Annotated in this window: 9 protein-coding genes and 3 tRNA genes; 6 read left to right on the top strand and 6 right to left on the bottom strand. The window is 37.3% G+C overall.

The window, feature by feature from the left end:
- Position 1: 1 nt before the first annotated feature.
- The 5 genes from A6E06_RS07035 to A6E06_RS07015 are packed head-to-tail and all read right to left on the bottom strand — an operon-like array spanning position 2 to position 6,890.
- Positions 2–1,582 carry an ABC transporter ATP-binding protein gene (locus A6E06_RS07035; protein WP_065591930.1) on the bottom strand — a complete coding sequence of 527 codons (1,581 nt, stop codon included), beginning with the start codon at positions 1,580–1,582 and terminating at the stop codon, positions 2–4.
- Positions 1,582–2,946 carry a TolC family protein gene (locus A6E06_RS07030; protein WP_065591929.1) on the bottom strand — a complete coding sequence of 455 codons (1,365 nt, stop codon included), beginning with the start codon at positions 2,944–2,946 and terminating at the stop codon, positions 1,582–1,584. The genes A6E06_RS07035 and A6E06_RS07030 overlap by 1 nt, the downstream gene beginning before the upstream one ends.
- Positions 2,946–5,171: a response regulator gene (locus tag A6E06_RS07025; RefSeq protein ID WP_065591928.1), complete on the bottom strand. Its 2,226-nt coding sequence runs from the start codon at positions 5,169–5,171 to the stop codon at positions 2,946–2,948. The genes A6E06_RS07030 and A6E06_RS07025 overlap by 1 nt, the downstream gene beginning before the upstream one ends.
- A 6-nt stretch (positions 5,172–5,177) precedes the next feature.
- On the bottom strand, positions 5,178–6,506 hold the full coding sequence (locus A6E06_RS07020) for an HlyD family type I secretion periplasmic adaptor subunit (RefSeq protein WP_065591927.1): 1,329 nt from the start codon (positions 6,504–6,506) through the stop codon (positions 5,178–5,180).
- Positions 6,507–6,560: 54 nt separating this feature from the next.
- On the bottom strand, positions 6,561–6,890 hold the full coding sequence (locus A6E06_RS07015; protein ID WP_065592046.1) for an Hpt domain-containing protein: 330 nt from the start codon (positions 6,888–6,890) through the stop codon (positions 6,561–6,563).
- Between the two features lie 169 nt (positions 6,891–7,059).
- Between A6E06_RS07015 and A6E06_RS07010 the strand changes: the two genes are divergently transcribed.
- The 6 genes from A6E06_RS07010 to A6E06_RS06985 all read left to right on the top strand — a co-directional run bounded on the left by A6E06_RS07010 (position 7,060) and on the right by A6E06_RS06985 (position 18,494).
- Positions 7,060–14,490, top strand: a complete 7,431-nt coding sequence (locus A6E06_RS07010) for a tandem-95 repeat protein (RefSeq protein WP_065591926.1) — start codon at positions 7,060–7,062, stop codon at positions 14,488–14,490.
- A gap of 130 nt (positions 14,491–14,620) precedes the next feature.
- Positions 14,621–17,074: an ATP-binding protein gene (locus tag A6E06_RS07005; RefSeq protein WP_065591925.1), complete on the top strand. Its 2,454-nt coding sequence runs from the start codon at positions 14,621–14,623 to the stop codon at positions 17,072–17,074.
- A gap of 35 nt (positions 17,075–17,109) precedes the next feature.
- Positions 17,110–18,012: a diguanylate cyclase gene (locus A6E06_RS07000; protein ID WP_065591924.1), complete on the top strand. Its 903-nt coding sequence runs from the start codon at positions 17,110–17,112 to the stop codon at positions 18,010–18,012.
- 159 nt (positions 18,013–18,171) lie between these two features.
- A tRNA-Ser gene (locus A6E06_RS06995) sits at positions 18,172–18,262 on the top strand.
- A gap of 49 nt (positions 18,263–18,311) precedes the next feature.
- A tRNA-Thr gene (locus A6E06_RS06990) sits at positions 18,312–18,387 on the top strand.
- Positions 18,388–18,418: 31 nt separating this feature from the next.
- Positions 18,419–18,494, top strand: a tRNA-Asn gene (locus A6E06_RS06985).
- Positions 18,495–18,745: 251 nt separating this feature from the next.
- Here the strand turns inward: A6E06_RS06985 and A6E06_RS06980 are convergent.
- A complete protein-coding gene (locus A6E06_RS06980; RefSeq protein WP_065591923.1) occupies positions 18,746–19,225 on the bottom strand; it encodes a DUF1097 domain-containing protein in 480 nt (159 codons plus the stop codon).
- Between the last annotated feature and the right edge of the window lie 418 nt (positions 19,226–19,643).

The raw sequence follows: 19,643 nt of genomic DNA, 5'->3' as shown, positions 1-19,643 counted from the left end.
CTTAGGCCACCTCATTGATAGGGGTATGCTGAATTTTTACGTCCGTGTCTTTAATTTTATTACTGACGATCACAAACAAATAAGATTGAATGCGAGGACGAAGACAAGACAGTAAATTTAGGCTGAAATCATCATCAAAGACCAAATCAAAATCATCAATAAGAATGATCTTTTTATTACTTAATAAGGCTCTCACAATGAATAAAGCAAAATTCACTTTTCGAGAAAAAGGTTTAATACCTGTGGTTGTAATCTCGGTATAAAAACCAAGTCTGAGATCGTCAATGTCACTTTTTATAGAGAGTGCCTCACAAAGAGAATAGGCAGCTTTATGCAACTGAGGTCGAAAACAGGTAATGTTATCAATAATGGTCCCATCAACAAAGGTGCTGTTTTTATCCACTAAAATCACATTACTTATTGTGTCTGATTGATAATAGTTTTCTTCTTTTAATCCATTAATAGATAAATGACAATCTTGAGTTAATGGTTTATTCGTAAAAGCTTTTATTATTGAGGATTTTCCTGAACCAGAAGGGCCTGAAATAATAGATATTTTTTCAGCCGTAAAATGGTAATCGTTGCTGCCATGGTAACTTAATACTCGAGGGGTAGCCTGAGGCGCAATGGTTCTTTGTTGACTCTCTTCCATTGATAAAATGTCATTAAGACGTTGGATATAACTTTTATTTACTCGCCATTGGCTGATGGTTCTCATCGTTTGTTGGTATGGGGAAAAGTAGCGATTAGTTAATAGAATGATGGCAGCCATCACACCTTGACTGATCTCTAGATTGATTACCGCTATCGCACTGCTTACAACGGTAAACGTTACCGCTAATTGTTGAATTAAATGCAAAGTTAAATTAAAGCGAGATTCTTGTTTTTCAAATTCAGTGGTGTGATGTTCTCTCTCGTTTACCATCGTCTCCATTAGGTTTTCTAAGCGATACTCCATTGAGCGACTTTTAATATCTAGAGGGTAAGAAATGATTTCAATCACTTTAGAGTTGGTGATGCCTTCAATGTCGGATTTTTTCTCCATTAATTTAATTTTTGTCTTTGATAAGCGTAAAGAGACAAGCAATAAAAACAACGAAGCCAGAGAGAGTATAACGCCAGCTCCGGGATTAATTATGCTAATGATCACCAACGTAATAAAACACGTAAAGGCATTAATAGCCGAGCGAATAAGGGCGCCACTAAAGAAGGATTTTAAACCGGGAATAGCCGTTAATCTTTCTAAGTATTCCCCTGTCTCTAATTGTGTAAATAATGATAAGTTTGAATGACAAATGGCGTGAAATAGTTGGTTAGTAATTTTCTTTTCAAACCGGTTTCCAATACGAGAGACCATCGCGTCTTCTAAATTTTTTACTTTATAATCTAAGAAGATGGCGACTAAAATAATGGAAAAAATGAAATAGAGTGAAGAGCTTGAGTTATTAGGTAAGATACGGTCAAAAATAATTAGAATAGAAAAAGGCAGCACTAAGCCTAGTAAGGTAGTCGTTAGGCTTGAAGTAAACAAAAATAACGCATCAAATAACCCAAGTCGTGGTAAATAGTGGAGTTTGTTCATTACTTCACTCCTTCTGATGTAAATCGTTCTAATAGAGTAATATCAAAAGTGTCACTGATGGGTTCCATTCTGTTTGAAATTTCTTCAAGGGAAGCAAGATCAACGGATCCAAATAATGCATATAACTTCGTCATGTTAATGATGTAATCGTATTGATTTGAATGGTATTCACGGATGTTATCGTATAAATCTGATTCAGAATTAAGTAAATCAGTCAGTGTTTTTGTGCCTAACTTAAATGCCCTTTGATTGCCTTTATAAACAAGGTAATTAGATTTGATTATGGATTTTAAAATAGCTAAAGATTCTACATTAGTGTTGATACTGTAGATAAGTTCTTCAAAGTTGACGCGATTATCATTTACGGCTTGATCGTATTGTGATGAATATTGGTTAATTTTTGTTTTACTTTTTTGATAATCGTAATAATCCGAACCACCATTCACAATCGGTATATCTAACGTCAGTGCATAGGTAGCGTCGTCGGTTTTTGAACGATCAAAATTACTGTCGGTGTATTCATAATTTGCTGATGCAGATAATGTTGGATAGAAATCAGAACGAGATTGAGTAAGTGACCGTTTCGACTTATCTAAATTAGATTTTGCAATCGCAATATCATAGTTACTGCCAATCAAATTCTTCTCAAGTGTGCTTTTCTCATAGTAATCAATTTCCGTATATTGATTATTCAGTTTTACATCATATGATGGCCTGATAGGAGCCTGAGTGGTGGATTGTAACTGCACTAAAGCAAGATTAATGCGTTTACGAATGTCAGCTAATTTCTTATAAGTTGATTCTTTTTGTGCTTGAGTTTCATACACATCAGTTTTAGGTAAATTGCCTAATTCATTGTTACGACTGATTTGCTTTAATCGCGCTTCTGATGAGCGAAATTGAGCGTCAGTTGCTTTTTTTTGAGAGTGGTATTTCAAGTATGAGAAATAATTGTCTACCACTTGAATGATGATGTCGTTTACGATCTTATCGTGCTTTAATTTATTGATTTGTAAATCAATACCACTCTCTTGGTATGAGCGAATTTTCGACATATCTAAAATGGTTTGTGATAACGAAACACGGTACCCATAACTGTTATATTCACTGTCTGAGGGGGTGTTAGAATCGACGTTTGAATCATTCCATGTCGTATTTGCGCTGGCATTAATGGTTGGATAAAAGAATGCACCACTAATACTTTGATCAAATTCAGAGGAGTCGACTTCGTATTTAGAGTTGATGATTTGATAATTATTCTTTAACGCTTCATTGATTAAGGCTGATAGTTCACTCGCATTAAGAGAAGGCTGCCAGGAAACGAATAAGCTAAAAATAATAAATGTACGGTTTGTTTTTGTCATTAGCCTACTTTCCTTATGGCCATGTACTTCTTAATGACGGCGTATATTTCTTCATTTTTATACGGTTTGCTGATGACGTAATCCATACCCGCATCAATACATTGTTTGTGTTCTTTATTACTGGTTAATGCAGTTGCACCGATAATGGTGGTTGGTGGCAGGTGATGCTCTTTTTCATATTGACGAATTAACGAGGTAGCTTCCATCCCTCCCATGCCCGGCATGATGCAATCCATAAAGATAATGTCGAAATTGTTTTCTTTTACCAAGGCTAAGGCTTTTGCTCCATCATCAACCCCTTCACTTTGGAATTCAAAACCGGTAAGAATTTTATTTAAAATGAACTGCTGTACTTTATCATCTTCAACGATTAAGAATCGGCTAGTGATCTCTTCTGCCTTTTCTGAATCACTGTTAAGTGTCGTTATGATATTGTCGATAAAGTCGATAGGGGTGAATGGATGATAAAACACGTAATCTACATGGTTATAAATATCATCAATATCAGCTGAATTTGAAACCGATAAGAAGAGTTTAATGTTTCGTTTACTTAATCGTGCTTTTAACGTCTTACAGAAAGAATCGAGAGTAATCCCCTTAATTCGGTCGGTTAAGAAGATGCCATCATTGGCGCTTAATCGTTTCATCGATTTGAAGATATCATTAGCGGTATGAGCAATAATTACATTCGCCCCTTGATTGGACAAGGTATTGGCAATGACATCCACCTGAATGCCAGAGGCTCCGCACAATAAGATAGTTTTACCCGCTAAACGATTATTGTGTGTTTGGTATTCAGAGGTATTGACATCAAAAGAGACATGGAGTTTTTCGGCATAACCTAAATCTTGCGTAATGGCTGTGTAGTTATTAATACCATTAAGTAAGTTGTTAGATAGCTCGTTGTTAGTTACATTTTTTTCAGGAGCCTGATCCCACGCTAACGTATCTATGTTTTGAATTGCATTGTAATCATCTAAATACAGATACAATGTAAAGTGTATGGTGAGCTTATCTACACGATCAGAGCTACTACAGCTCGCATTTAATAGTATTTTTGGCTGGTTAGAGGCCGAGATCATATTTGATATTTGTAGCAGTAATAACCAAAATAACCCCGTTTGATTACCGTACATTTTTAGTGGAATTGCATTATCGACAAAACATTCAATTTCTTTTGATTGCTGCTTAGCTTTGGTTGACGTTAATACGATTAATTCACTCATTAAGTGGTAAAAATGAATGGTCTTATTGTGGCTCATTGCATCAATGTTTGAGAGGCGATTAAAGTTATCGGCAAGGTTTTCAAGTGTGTTGGTGGCAGCCATTATTTCTTTTGCTAATAGCGCACCGCTTTCATCGGCGTCTTTAATTAACAATTTTACGCCACCTTGAATGGTATTGGTAATGCCGCGAACCTCGTAACCTAATAGATTATATAAACGTTGGTATAAATCGGTCTTTGATTTTTGTTCTTCAAGTTGTTCATAACTAGAAAGCAGTTTGGCATAGATGTTTTTTTCAATACTACTGGTCGATACATTTGATATCCGTTCTTTCACTTTGTCGTGATCAATGGTTTTTAAATCATTAGAAATACTTTTAAATGTACTTGATATACGGTTCTTTTCTGTATGAGCGGCACGTATTAATTTGGTGTTCAATAAGTAATAAAGTGCAAAGACTAAGATCAAACTGCCGTTTAGCATAAGTAGAATATAAAGATGATTATCTTGTTTCTCTTTGCTTAATCTGGCGTGATTTAATAATAAGCTGTCTATGATGGAAGTGCTGTTTGTGAAGGCGACGCCCAGCGATTGTTTGAGCTCATTTATATTAAAAGTACGATTATACTTTTTGATATAAAGTTGTATTAAATCAAAACCTAAAATACCTGAGGAAGACGCGAGAGATTTCTCATTGGCAATGAGGGCATGAAAATTATCAATCTCGTTGGATAATTCATTCGTGAATAGTTGAACTTGTGCCGTACTGCAATTTGAATCATTTCGAGTACAAACGTCCAACGTTGCATTTAATCGACTGATGCTATTTAAAATCTCTCTTGATTTATTTACGAGCAACACTTGTACTTTACTTTCGCTATTATCAGCAGCTGATAGTACTTCACGAAGAGAATAAGCGCCTTGTGCCAGTATTATCCCTAAAGTGATAAAGAAAAGGACATGAATAAATGGGGTATTAGGCTGAAGGAATCGTTTCATTATTCATTACCTTTCATCAAAAGATTCATCTAGTGCTGCCATGACTGGTTTCAAGGCGTAATCGATAATTTTTCTGCTGCCTGTTTTTATATCAGCAGTAAATTCCATATAAGGGGAAATATGATATTTAATGCCGTTACGCTCTAAATAATTCTGAGTGATGTTGACTTTGGCAAGGTAATATTCTTCTTCTTTTTCTTCATAAGAACTGCGAGAAATAGACGAAATGTTACCCGTAATTACGCCATATTTAGCAAAGTTATACGCATCAAATTTTAATTTTACTTCTTGGCCTTTTTCAATAAAACCGACATCTTTACGAGGGATTTTTACCTCAGCATGAAGCGTATTTCGTAATGGGGTAATATCTGCAATACTGTCACCAGGGGAGATTATCGCGGATAAATAGTTGTAATTCACTTTATCAACAGTGCCATCAACGGGAGAGAATACTAATAAGCGATCTACTTTATCGCTAATGGTCGGTAATTGAGTGAGTTTAATATTTAGCTGCTTATTTACCTCGGTTAATTTGGCGTAATAATCGGTATTACGTATTTTCTGAGTATCATCAAGCAGTTTTTCAAGGCGAGTTAATTGAAATTCTTCATTTAATACGGCTTCTTGTAGATTTTCAATTTCTCTTACCATGTTCATGTGCTGAACCTTCATATTGAGCACGTCAATATAAGATGCCATTTCTTCATCATACAATTGTTGTTTTATTTTCAGCTGCTGTTTAATTAAACTTAATTGGGTATTCGACGATTTTACTCGACGCTGCATTGAAGCAATGAGGCTCTGTTTATGTTTGATGTCATGCAGAATTAACTCATCACCAGAACGATTTCGGTTATTTTCTTCTTCCCATGATAAGGAGTGGGTTTCTACTAATTCAGGAAATTGGTTAAAAGGGATGAAATTAGGCGTAATATTATTGATTAGAGCGTTGTATTTTTGTTGCTCAATTTGCAATCCTGTAATCTCATATTGAGTTGAATTTAACTCAGACACTCGATCTTTTGAAGTTAATAGAGCAATCTTTTGTCCTTTAAAAACTAAATCACCAGGGGATACATACACTTCATTTAAAATGCCACCTTCTAGGTGTTGTACTTTTTCTACATCGGAATCGAGAAGGGCTTCACCTCGTGTTGAAACGGTAATATCAATACTGGCTTGAGAAGACCAAACCAATAAAAAAAGAGCGAAGACAACAAGAATGATAAATATTTTATGAGTAGAGACTTTTTCCTTTTGGTCGCTCGTACTGTTAAATCGCTCAATATGAGTATTGTTAATGGATTTCTCTATAATCTTATTTAAATTACTCATGAGCTAAATTCATCCTTGTTCTCATCTTACTAATGCTATTACTAACGTATTATGTTAACTAGAAAGGTGATTCCTCATTTGCTCTTTTATTTTATTTAATCCTTCTATTACCGTATCTATTGTCTCTTTATTTGGCGTATTTTCTGTTTTTGCTGCGGCTTCTATTTCTTTAATTTTAGGCAAAATATCCATCTCACATAAATTCCCTAGAGCCCCTGAAAGCGTATGAGAGGTATGAAATAATGCTGATAAATCATTGCTTTCATATTGGGTTAATATGATGTCTCCCGTTGTTGCATTTTCCTCAAGGTAAAGCTCAAATAATTGTTGGGTAATTTCTTTATCTCCCCCAAACATGTCATCTAACATTTCTATATTAATCACAGCCATTAACCTATTAATTCAATACGTATGATTACTATAGGACAGAAGTTCTTATTATCCATAATAAATTTGTTTTTTGGTTTTTTGAGTCACTGTTTCCTATGCTCTCTTATGAATCACATACTCTTTATTGGTATGTTTAGTCGGGATTAAAGGCAAGGAGCAATATATGGCTGCTGGTAATAATAATAATGAAGATCTAAATGGTGCTGTAGAGCAGGAGGTCACGGAGGATAATTCACCGTCTTCGGAAAATCATAATAGTAATCAGAATAATCAACAATCAACAGCAAATACTGTTGCTACAGGGAGTGATACCGTCGAGCCGCGCTCGCCAGAAGAGGAATCACAATCAGATCAAGACGTAGATTCAAGCGATTCGCCAGCAGCTGAAGAGAATGCCGAGAACGGAACAAATGCAGTTAATGAGGGGGGGGAGACGGATCCTGATGATAATTCAGATTCCAATGTTATTAATAATGATGAAAATGACAGTGAAGAAACAGAATCAAATGCGTCATCGCAACAATCAAATTCAGAGACTCAAAATGTAGGCGGGGGATCTTCTCAATCCTCGTCTTCAGCGGCATCTCGTTCTAATAATACCGATTCATCAGCACCAGAGAACTCATCTTCTAATAGCGGAAATAATGGAGCAGAAGCCCCTTCATCTGTGGAAGGAAATTTTAGTGATGAAGCAGTAGATTCTCATACTTTTGGTGTGAACGTTGAATCAGACCGTTCGATGTATTCTGATGAATTAGATCATACTGACCAAATAACGGACACAATGACTTTCGCGGTCAATGTCTCGTCGGTGAATGATGCCCCAACCGCAGTCGATAAGTTATTTTCGATGCAAGAAGATGGGATTATTACCTTTACAGCAGAAGAGTTATTAATGGGATCTGCTGATATAGATAGCGATACTTTGCACATTGATGCTGTGATTTATACCGGAATTGATGGGGTGTTATCTGAAAATCCAGATGGCAGTTTTTCTTTTGCCCCGAATGAAAACTTTAATGGCCTTGTTGACCTTGGTTTTATCGTCTCGGACAGTGAAGCAACGGTTGAGGCAAAGATAGAGTTAACCATTGAAGGTGTTAATGATATCCCTGTTGCAGGGGCGACATCGTATCAAGTAGATGAAGATCATGTGCTTACTTTTACCAGCGAGCAACTATTAGCTAATTCAAGTGATGTGGAAGGTGACGTTACGGTTCAATCTGTTACTTACCCTGGTTTTGAAGGCGAATTAATTGATAATGAGGATGGCACTTATTCGTTCACTCCAAACCCTAATTATTACGGAGAGTTAGATTTTAACGTTGTGATTGTTGATGATGAAGGAGCAACGGCAAGTACAACGGCACACGTTCAAATTGTATCTATTAACGACCCTGTTATTGCCGTTGACGATTCAGAATTAGCGGCAAGTGAACCACTTATTCGTCTAGATGCGGCCCCAGAGCACGGAACATTAGAATATTTAAATGACGAATATGAATGGGTAGAAATGGTTGTTGGTGAGGAATATCCCGCGGATACAGAAGTACAATTTGTACCTAATGTGGAAGGCGTTCAATCTGCTACGTGTGATATTCAAGTTGGTAGCTTTGATAATAATACAGACACGCCAATTTTTGATGGAGTTGCTTCAACTTCTGATTGGGGGGTTGTTGATGGAAATACAGCCACCTTTATTAAGGATGAAGTAACCATTACAACTGAAGTGACTAACGGTGAGTTGTTTGCTTGGAATGGTGCAGGGGAAGCAATGGGGGCTGGTATTGGTGATCAAGCCAATAATGGGCTTTCTGATGATGATACGCTTGTTGTGACAATTGAAGGAGAGGATGTAAATCAAATAACCTTTCAACTGGATGGTCTCGGCGGTTGGTTTGATGAATCACATCCGCAAGCAACAGAAGTTGTGATTACGGCTTATGATGCAGAAGGCAATGTGATTGATTCGCAAGGCGGCTATAGAGAGTCGGGTGAATTTCAAGATTTATATGCATTTACAACAGATCAACCGGTACACCATTTTGAATTAGGAACAAGTGGTGGTGGTGGCACGTATGTTGTTCAAAATATGACGGTTTCTCGCACGTTGTCTGAAGATCTTCAATTAGTCACTATTCAACCTGACGGCAGTGAAACCAGCACTGAACTCACACTCGAATTAAATTACAACACAGCAGAACAAGCAATTGATGTGACAGAAGAGTTGATAAACATTGACGATTCAATTACTTCAACACCAATACAAGTACTGGAAGATGGACAGTTAATTTTAAGCGTCAGTGATTTGTTAGCGAATGATACCGATGCTGATGGTGATCTGTTAACTATCGTAGATGTGCATACAACCGATAATTCTCACGGGGAAGTGAGCTTAACTGAAGATGGACAGGTAATTTATACCCCAGATCCAAACTACTCTGGAGAGGCAGATTTCCATTATGTCGTAACTGATGGCAATGGGTCATTTGATTCAGCTACGGTCACTATTGATGTTATACCTCAGCAAGATGCACCAATCGTTTCAAGTAATCTTGATCTTGTTATGGATGAAGATGGTTCTGTTACGTTAACTCAAGAAGAATTACTAGCAAATACCACGGATCTTGATGGGGATGCGTTAACGGCATCTAATCTATCTGTAGGTGGAAATGCACAAATCATCGAAAATGAGGATGGTTCATTTACGATCACTCCTGATGAGAACTTTAATGGTGAACTAGCGATTAGTTTTGACGTTACCGATGGGATTGATGTTGTAGAAACCGGGATTGATTTAACGGTTAATGCAGTGAATGACTTAACCGTTGTGTCTGGTGATGTATCGGCATCTACTGATGAAGATCATTCAATAACGATAACTCAAGCGCAGCTACTTGCTAATGCCGCAGATATTGATGGTGATGCACTTTCAGCTCTTAATTTAGTGGCTGAAAACGCAGAAATCGTTGCTCATGAGGATGGTTCATTCACCATCACACCGCACCAAGATTTCAATGGAATGATTAATGTTAGTTATGGCATCCATGACGGAACCGATACGGTTGCATCGAATTTGCTATTAACGGTTGATCCAGTGAATGATGCGCCTGTTATCTCAGCAGATGTTCAAATCACGATTGAAGAAGATGGATCTTATACGGTTACCCAAGAAGAATTACTGCAATTTGCAACTGATGTTGATAATGATGATTTAACCGCGAACATTGGAGAGCAAGGAACTGAAACAACAGCGACTGGGGTTGTAGTTGATGCTGAAAGTGGAGACCCTATTTCAGGCGTACCAGTTGAACTCAGTGATGAATTTGGTAATAGTGCTAGCACAGTCACTGAAATGGATGGCTCATACTCTGTTACTGGGTTAGTTTCAGGAGAAGGCACGGTATTCATTACTGAAGAAGGGTGTATTACGTCATACTTCCCTGTTAATGAAGGGGAGACATTAAACAGCGGTACGATAGCGATATCTGAAGTCATGGATGTGACTGATATGCGTATTGTTGTGACATGGGGTGATTCGAGCGAAACTCGTGATTTAGATAATCATTTATGGCTATATAACACCGAGACAGGTGATGAACTTGATCATATTTATTATCAAGATATGTCACATCAATTGGGTGACGGAACCGTTTTACAAGATGTCGATGATACTAGTCACTATGGCCCTGAAACGATTTCAATTCCGAATTACGCGGATGCGAATATGCATTATTCAGTGCATAACTATACTGCCCGTTCATGGGATGTAGAAGGCGTTGATGATGTTAAGGTTGATGTTTTTGTTGGAGACACGTTAGTCACCTCATTTGTGCCTAACTTACCTGAAAATCCGACAGGGGATCATTGGCATGTTTTTGATATTGTTGATGGTGTGATTGTCCCTGCACAATTTGTTGCTTCAGAGAGTCAGTTTGCAGTACCTAGCCAAGCTGAAGTGAGTGGCCATTTAGACGCCATTGATATTAGTGATGTAGTGAATGGCTCTGATGATGAAAATCATGAATCTGAAAACAACAATACTGAAGGCTCTGGTAATTCTGATGGAGAAGAGGAAAATTCAGGTAGTGGCGAAAGCTCGATTAGCGATATTTCTATTCCAAATGGCGTGATTACAGACAATGGCGATGGCACTTACACCATCACACCAGATGAAAACTTTAATGGTGAATTCTCAATTAATTACAGCGTTGACGATGGCAATGGTGCTGTTGTTCCTGCTCAAGTAGACGTTTCTGTGACGGCAGTTAATGATTTGGCCGTAGTTCAAGACCATGAATTTACGTTAAATGAAGATGGTGTATTGATCATTACCGATGACGAGTTATTAGCGGGTTCATCCGATATTGATAATGATGAATTGAGTGTAGAGTCCGTATTTTATTCTGGAGAAAATGGCAGCGTAGTTTCTAATGGCGATGGCACCCATACTTTCACACCAAATGAACATTTTAGTGGGTCGTTAAATCTCGATTTCAGCGTTAATGATGGTACTGATAGCGTGAATGCGAATATCGCCATTACGGTTGATGCAGTTGCTGATGCTCCTGAATTAGTGATTACTAATAGTGAAGGCCAAGCTATTAATGATGGCGATGAAATTAGAGATAATGCCAATATTATTGAACTGAATTTAGGCGCCGAACTTGTAGATCAAGATTTATCAGAAAGCTTAGTCGTTACAATGGGGGGGGCACCAGAAGGCAGTGTTATTCATTATGATGGTGATGCCATTATTAATGATCAAACTTATGGTTTAACCAGCTATGCAGATACGAATGTTACCGTGACTTTCCAAGGAGAAGAAGCTGGTTATCAAAACTCTGCAGGTTACTATATTGTTGAAGCTGATGGGTCAATTTCAGATGTTAAATTAGTGTATGAAAATGCCTCAGAGCAAGGTTCTGGTGGGGATCTTATTCCTGGAACGTCTTCTTTCTCATTTGATATTGAAGAAGGGCAAAGCTTTAATTTATTCGTTGTCCCAAATGGATTTAATCATAATAACTTTGGAGAGATGCACAATGGCGAATTTGTTTTTAGAGATGAAAATGGGTCACAATCCACAATGGATTCAATCGATCCTCAACTTGTTTTTATTGATGAAAGTGGCATTGAAACTCTGATTCAAAGTCAAAATGGCGATACCATTTACCATGGTGGTAATAGCACTAACTTAAATCAAGATGGGGTTGAGCATACTCGAACAACCATGAATGAGCAGGGTGAGCTAGTCTATGGTATTGAAGATATCTATGGTGGTGGCGATAGAGATTACGATGATTTCACTTTTACTATCGATTTGGGTGAAGTGAATCAATCAATCTATAGCGGTGAAATACCCGTCATTGGCGATGATCCAATCATTATTCCTACCATCATTTTAGATCAAGTTATCGCCCTGGAACTGCCAGAGGGATACAGTGATGAGTTTGATCTAATTATTGAAGCGACGTCAACAGAAGAGTCAAATCAAGACACTTCAACAACGACACAAACAATCCACATTGATGCGATAGAGTATGCGCCAGAAGTGGCACCAATAACGGCTATCATTGATGAAGATAACTCAATAACATTAACCCAAGCTGATTTATTAGCAAATGCAACGGACATTAATGGGGATGATTTAGTCGCAACGAATTTAATTGTTACTAATGGACAAGCTGAGGTAACTTTAAATGAAGACGGTTCATATACAATCACACCGAATGCTGATTTTAATGGTGCAGTTGATGTGAGTTTTGATGTGAGTGATGGCTTACATACCGTAGGTACAGAACTTCAATTGTCCGTAACCGCAATAAACGATGCTCCTGTTGCCCCAACATTGGTGATAAGTGAAAGTGAAGATGAAGTCTTATTGATTGACCCTAACTTCATTTTATCGCAAGTAAGCGACGTAGATAGCGCAGAACTTACGTTGGAAAGCATCAGTATTCGCTCACCTGCTCAAGCTTCAATTACTCAAAACCAAGAAGGAATGTATCAAGTTATTGTACCTGAACATTTCAATGGCCCGATAGATATTGCTTATGCGGTGAGTGATGGAGAGTTAACAACGGAAGGAACCGTAAACCTGACTATCATTCCTGTAGATGATGCGCCATTCCAATCAGGCAATGCACATTTAGCAACGGATGAAGATGGTGCAGTGACGTTCAATAGTGCCGATTTGATTGATCTTTTTGGTGATGTTGATAGCGCAGTAACCGTGTCACGAGTGATAACTGCTGAAGGAGAAGAAGCGGAAGGCACCGTCATTGATAATGAGGATGGAACGTGGACATTCACCCCAACGGATGATTTTGCAGGCACTACCGGTTTACAAGTCGTTGTGACTGATGGTACGACAGAAGTCAGCATGGATATGAACGTCTATATTCGTCCTGTTGCTGATGGTGTCGCAATTACCACAAGCTTTGATGGACCGTTGGTTTTCCCTGAAGACTCAACAGGGCATTTCGGCCTGAACATTGAACAACTAGATACATCGGAAATTATGACTAGCGTCATGATGACAGGGTATCCCATTGGATTTGTTGTCGGGGATGGTGATCATAGTGTGACGATTACCGAACAAGGGCAGAGTATCGATATTGGTGATTGGAACCTTGATGATATGACCATGATACCACCCGCAGATTTCAACGGAGATTTCTTTGTCACCGTATCCGTTGTGTCGTTGGATGAAGTGGAAGATCCTGCAGATAATACAGTGACTCAAGAACTTGGACGTTCTCAATCGGAAGCATCTTCTTTTGAGTTAGATGAAGATGGGTATGCATTGCTATTGAGCGCAGACTTACTTAATTCACTTGGTGATAATTCGCCAGAAAACAGCCTTTCTGAGGTTACGTATTCAGGCGATGACGGGACTTTAATTGATAACGATAATGGAACGTGGAGTTTTTGGACTAACCCTGATTATGATGGTGAGATAAATGTTGATTTCACTACATCAGATGGTGAAACGCATCAAGTCGTATTAACTCAAGATAGCCTTACTGAAAATTCAGTGGAGAATGCCTCAACTAATGATGTTGGATCACCATTGGTAGACACTCCATCTGAACCAGAACCCGATTATACAGCAGCCCCTGGGGACACACTTAATATCGAGGTGCCAAATGAAATTTCTGAAAATGCAGGCGTTGATCATATTCAAGTGACAGGCTTGCCTGATGGAATTGAACCTGTTCAAGGATTAGCAGATGGAGAAGGAGGCTATATTGTTAGTGATACTTCACAACCACTCGCACTTGCTATTGATGAAGGCTTCTCAGGGGAAGTAAGAGTCGAAATGGTAGGCATGACAGCAATGGATGACCCAATTGATGGGGCGACAGGTTTTAGCCTAATTGATGTTAATTCTAGTTATGAAATGCAAGGAACAAGTGCTGATAATGCAAATGATGGGGTTCAAGGAGGAAATGAAGCATCAAATGAAGATTGGACAACATCAGATAATACAGATGAAGGCATCGATACAATGGACGATAGCGCAAGCTTCGATTCATCGAATCAAGAAATGACAGCCGGTGATGAGCAATCTACATTGAGTGATCAATAACCCTTTATAGTCATTAATAAAAAACCTTGGTTTATCTCTTTATCTGATGATAAAGACGAGCCAAGGTTTTTTTTATTGCCTAAAAGTATCCTAAACTGTTTTTATTAGAATAAATGCCATAAGGATATGCATGAAACGTCTAGCCTCTCTCTCAATAAAATCATTATTACAAATAGCAGGGATAATCATTACTGCTCTTTTATTATTTTACTTTTATATGAATTACCAATTCCATGAGCATGAGGAAAGATTAACCGAACTGCAATTAGACATTAAATCAGCTGAAAATGACGTATTAATCTTGCGTCGTAATGAAAAGGATTTCATCAGCCGAAATGATATTAAATATCATGATCGGTTAGAGATCGGTATTGAACGTTTTGAAACCCGCCTATCTCGCATCTACCGAGCATTAGTTGTCGAGGAAATAGAGGTTAAATTTGATAATGTAGAGTTAATACAAGCGATAGACAGATATGCAGAGTCTTTTCATGAATTAACAGATTTTTTAAGCGTATTAAATGGGATTAATAACGAAAAAGGATTGTTTGATAAATTAAAAGAAGAATCCATTGATTTAGAAGAAGGGCTATTATTACTGGATGATGTAGAACTAAATAAAACAATGTTAGTACTACAAGAAAGTGTCTATGACTTTTATTCAGGACTCTCAAGTAAAAAAGAAGGAACCATTAACTATGAACTTGAGCAGATTTTTCAATTAATCGATATTATTGGCAAAGATATTGCTCATTTTAATAATGAGAGAGTAATGAATGATTACTTAGTGTTTAAAAACAGCTTTGTAAATGTTCAAAAAGTTCATGCTGTTGCGGGGTATAATCATCGTTTAGGTTTGCATGCAGAATTGCGTAAAGCGATACATACCATAGAAGAACGATTGAATATATTATTTGAGACAGTCTCTGTACAAACGACTCAAGAAATCCACCGGTTCTACTTTTATAGCCAAATTCTCTCTGTTGTTCTTTTTTCTTTGATCGTAACCGTTCTGTGTGCAGTGATTATTATGACTTCCCGTTTAGAAAAACGAATACTGCGCTCGCAGAATCAAGAAATAAAAGCGAATAAAGCCAAAAGTTCATTTTTGGCGAATATGTCACATGAAATACGAACCCCGTTAAATGGCATTATTGGCATGACAGAGATACTGTCAGCCTCGACGCTCACCGCCATTCAAAAAGATTATCTGGCCACTATTAACGCCTCATCTCAAACGTTATTAATGCTCATTAATGATGTTCTTGATTTATCTAAAATTGAATCTGGCAACATTGAAGTCAATGTACATAGTTGCAAGATTAAGGAAGTTATTTTTGATACCGCAGCGTTGATAGCACCAAAAGCACAACAAAAAGGGGTTAATATAAAAATCATAATGAGTGACGATTTCCCAGCCTATGTAAAAGCAGATGAGCAAAAAATCAGACAAGTTTTGATGAACTTAGCTTCTAATGCGATTAAGTTTACCGAGGCGGGCTCTATCTCGTTTGAATTATCATTAAAAGAAGAGACGGAAACGACGAATCGATATTTGTTTTCAGTGAAAGACACCGGTTTAGGTATTGACGAAAGTAAACATTGCCAAGTGTTTGAAGAGTTTAAGCAAGAAGATGACGACACCTCTAAGAATTATGGAGGTACGGGATTAGGGTTAGCTATCTCATCTAAAATGATCAAAATGATGGGAGGCGAAATTAAAATAAAATCAAGTAAAGGCGTTGGGAGTGAGTTTTATTTCTCTATTGAGTTAGAAAAAGATCAGACGCCTGAAAAAAACAGGAAAAGCAGAGAAAATAAAACCATTATTTATTGCTCTAAATCACCTGAGAAATTATTGATTAATGAAGTCCGAGAATACGGTTACCATCTCGAGGTCGTGTATTCGGTTGAAGAAATTAAAGTTCAAGAAACATCGGAATCTTTAGTCGTTCTAGAAAAAGAAGATTTTTTAGACAAAATTGATACAGTTAAAAAAATACATCCCTTATTACCTATCGTTCTCGTTCGAAATAATACCGATACAAATATTGAAATAGAAAGCGTTAGCGCTTATGTCACTTATCCATTACTTGGATCTCGTTTAGATAACTTATTGCATTCTATTTTTGAGCATTTACATGATGATGACAACGACACTTCTGCTGATGAGACTTGTATTGAAAAACAAAATGCAGGTATGGTTCTCATTGTTGAAGATAATAAGGTCAATCAACAGGTCGCTTCGATTAATCTTAAAATGCTAGGTATCGATTATAAAATAGCAAACAATGGGGCAGAGGCCGTTGAGCTATATAAAAGACATCACGCAGAAATTTTAGTGGTATTGATGGATTGTATGATGCCTGTCATGGATGGGTTTGATGCAACAAAAGCAATACGACAGTTAGAGAAAAATGAAAACATGACACTTACAACAATTATAGCGTTAACGGCTTCAATATTGGACGACGACATTCAAAAATGTTTTGATAGCGGAATGGATGATTATTTGCCGAAACCTTTTAGAAGAGAAGTACTTCAAGAAAAAATTGCAAAATTGCAGCTAACCTATAAAAAATAAGTGGGTTTGATGTAAGCCATCAACGTGGGGAATGTATGCAAGTAGTAGAACAAAAAATATTAATCGTTGAAGATGAACCTGTAAGTCGTCAGGTATTACAGCATTTACTCAAACCATTAACCTCTATTATGGCTAAAAATGGAATCGAAGCACTTGATGCTATTGGTCGAGAAGAGATTGATTTAATTCTATTGGATATCCATATGCCTATCATGGGTGGTTTTGAAGTAATAGAAAGACTAAAAAACGATGATAAAACAAAAGACATTCCTATTATTGTTATTACAGTCAACCATTCAACAGAAGATGAAATCCGAGCCTTGGATTTAGGGGCGGTTGATTTCATAACAAAACCATTTAATTCAGTTATCTTGCAAAAACGAGTTCGTAACCAATTAAGATTAAAGCTGAAATCAGATTTACTTGAAAAACATGCCTCGTTGGATGGGTTAACCAACTTGTTAAATCGACGAATGTTTGATTCTGATTTAGAAAGTAAATGGGCAGAAGGGCGTCGATTGGGCGTAAATGTAGGGCTCATTATATTTGATATCGACCATTTCAAACAATTTAATGACAATTACGGTCATTCTGCTGGTGATGAAGCGTTAGTTCGAGTATCAAGAGCATTAATGAGCGCACTACAAAGACAAAGCGATCGAGTATATCGATATGGAGGTGAAGAGTTTACTCTTATTCAATTTGATACGGATATGAAACAATTGAAACAAACCGCAGAATTACTTCGTCACTGTATTTATGACTTAGCGATTGTCCATGACTATTCACCCCATAAAAAAGTGAGCATTAGCGTAGGTGTTGCTTTAATAGAGTCTACGGAAGGCCAATCTGAATTATCGTTACTTCAAGCCGCAGACAAAGAACTTTATAAAGCGAAAGAAGAAGGTCGTAACCGTGTTTCAACCATAACTATCTGATTGTTGGTGCTTATTTATTCATAAATAACAAAAAACAATCAGTTGGGTTTAAAATTAACCAAACAAACATTTTTTTTCAAAAAAGACTTGCGCCTGATCTCATTTTCTCTATAATGCGCGACATCACTTGATGAGGCAGATGCTTCAGAAGAGTCCCGTGGAGGGATGGCAGAGTGGTCGAATGCACCGGTCTTGAAAACCGGCAACCGTTAATAGCGGTTCTAGGGTTCAAATCCCTATCCCTCCACCACATTCCATTGTTGAGCTAAATTAGCTTGATGATGCAAAAGATAAAGTGTGCCGACTTAGCTCAGTAGGTAGAGCAACTGACTTGTAATCAGTAGGTCACCAGTTCGACTCCGGTAGTCGGCACCATCTTTTCTCTTTATTGAGATGCAACACCTGTTCCCTTTTAGTTCAGTTGGTAGAACGCCGGACTGTTAATCCGTATGTCGCTGGTTCAAGTCCAGCAAAGGGAGCCACCTTTGAAAACGCCGCTTGATAGCAATATCAAGCGGCGTTTTTGTATTTGTAGGTTATGAAAAATAATTAATCATTTCAATTTTTTATGTGCTTGTCTCATAAGTTGTTGTTTTTATTGTTATGGAATGTGCTTTAATTTGCTTGTCACTTTACAACACTAGAAAGCCAAGGAAAGTATTCAAGGATGAATAAAAAAGCCTCTCACTAGATAATTATTATTTAGTCAGAGGCTTTTTCTACATTAACCGCTTTAGTTTTTTCTTGCTTCAACTAATTTATTGGCATCTAATTTTTCCTTTAACCACAAACCAGATGTCTTCATTGCATAAGCAAATACAACGCCCAAAATTAGAGATGGGATAACAAGCTGCCAATTACCATTTGAAGCAAAAGTTGCACATGAACCGATAAAGGTGCCAGGGATAAAATTTAACCAACTCTTCTTTGCTTGTGCGCACATAAAAAAAGCAACAATAGCGGTAATTACGTAGCCTATGATTTCTAAACTGACCATCGAAGAAAGTTTGATTATCACCATCCCCCAAAATACACCACTAAGGTTAGTTGCGATACTTAAGCCTATGCCTTTTAGTCCATCGGTAGGTGAAGCGAAGTAGGTAGTACAACCAAGAAAACCAGCCCAACTTAATAAGCCTAAACTTACAGCGACCCATCCCCAAAGACCAGAAAGAATGCCTGTAGTAATCGCAATTGCAATTAGTGTACTCATGGTTATACCTATAATCGTTTATCTGCTAATTACGTATAATAATGCCTTTAATGGTAAAGTTTAGTGATTAAAATCACTCTAATTAATTATTGTTACATCACTCTCTTTTTAAAGTGAGAATGCAATCGATTACTATTTTATTGTGTGCAGATATAAATGGAATAATTGAATTTTAGGCATACACAGACACATAGTTGTAAAACTTTATTTCATTGTGAATTAAGTGCTTTAAGGTAGGTAATATGTCTTGTTTGTCCTAAATATTTATTTTACACCTCAGCCACTTAGGACTTATTGCGGTCAACTTCACATAATGATAAAAATGTTTTTATCAAAATTCCTAGTATGCCATTCTGTTATATGTTGATGTGAATCTCATTATTTTAATTTATACCGTGAAATATAGAATTAAGTGTGA

This window comes from Aliivibrio sp. 1S175 (assembly GCF_001690985.1).
Lineage (GTDB): Bacteria > Pseudomonadota > Gammaproteobacteria > Enterobacterales > Vibrionaceae > Aliivibrio.
This window is presented reverse-complemented; position numbering and strand designations above follow the sequence as displayed.

Bases quoted from the DNA above. Each gene is read 5' to 3' on its own strand.
- A6E06_RS07020 (WP_065591927.1), bottom strand. From the start codon at position 6,506: ATGAGTAATTTAAATAAGATTATAGAGAAATCCATTAACAATACTCAT.
- A6E06_RS06980 (WP_065591923.1), bottom strand. From the start codon at position 19,225: ATGAGTACACTAATTGCAATTGCGATTACTACAGGCATTCTTTCTGGT.
- A6E06_RS07035 (WP_065591930.1), bottom strand. From the start codon at position 1,582: ATGAACAAACTCCACTATTTACCACGACTTGGGTTATTTGATGCGTTA.
- A6E06_RS07010 (WP_065591926.1), top strand. From the start codon at position 7,060: ATGGCTGCTGGTAATAATAATAATGAAGATCTAAATGGTGCTGTAGAG.
- A6E06_RS07025 (WP_065591928.1), bottom strand. From the start codon at position 5,171: ATGAAACGATTCCTTCAGCCTAATACCCCATTTATTCATGTCCTTTTC.
- A6E06_RS07030 (WP_065591929.1), bottom strand. From the start codon at position 2,946: ATGACAAAAACAAACCGTACATTTATTATTTTTAGCTTATTCGTTTCC.
- A6E06_RS07005 (WP_065591925.1), top strand. From the start codon at position 14,621: ATGAAACGTCTAGCCTCTCTCTCAATAAAATCATTATTACAAATAGCA.
- A6E06_RS07000 (WP_065591924.1), top strand. From the start codon at position 17,110: ATGCAAGTAGTAGAACAAAAAATATTAATCGTTGAAGATGAACCTGTA.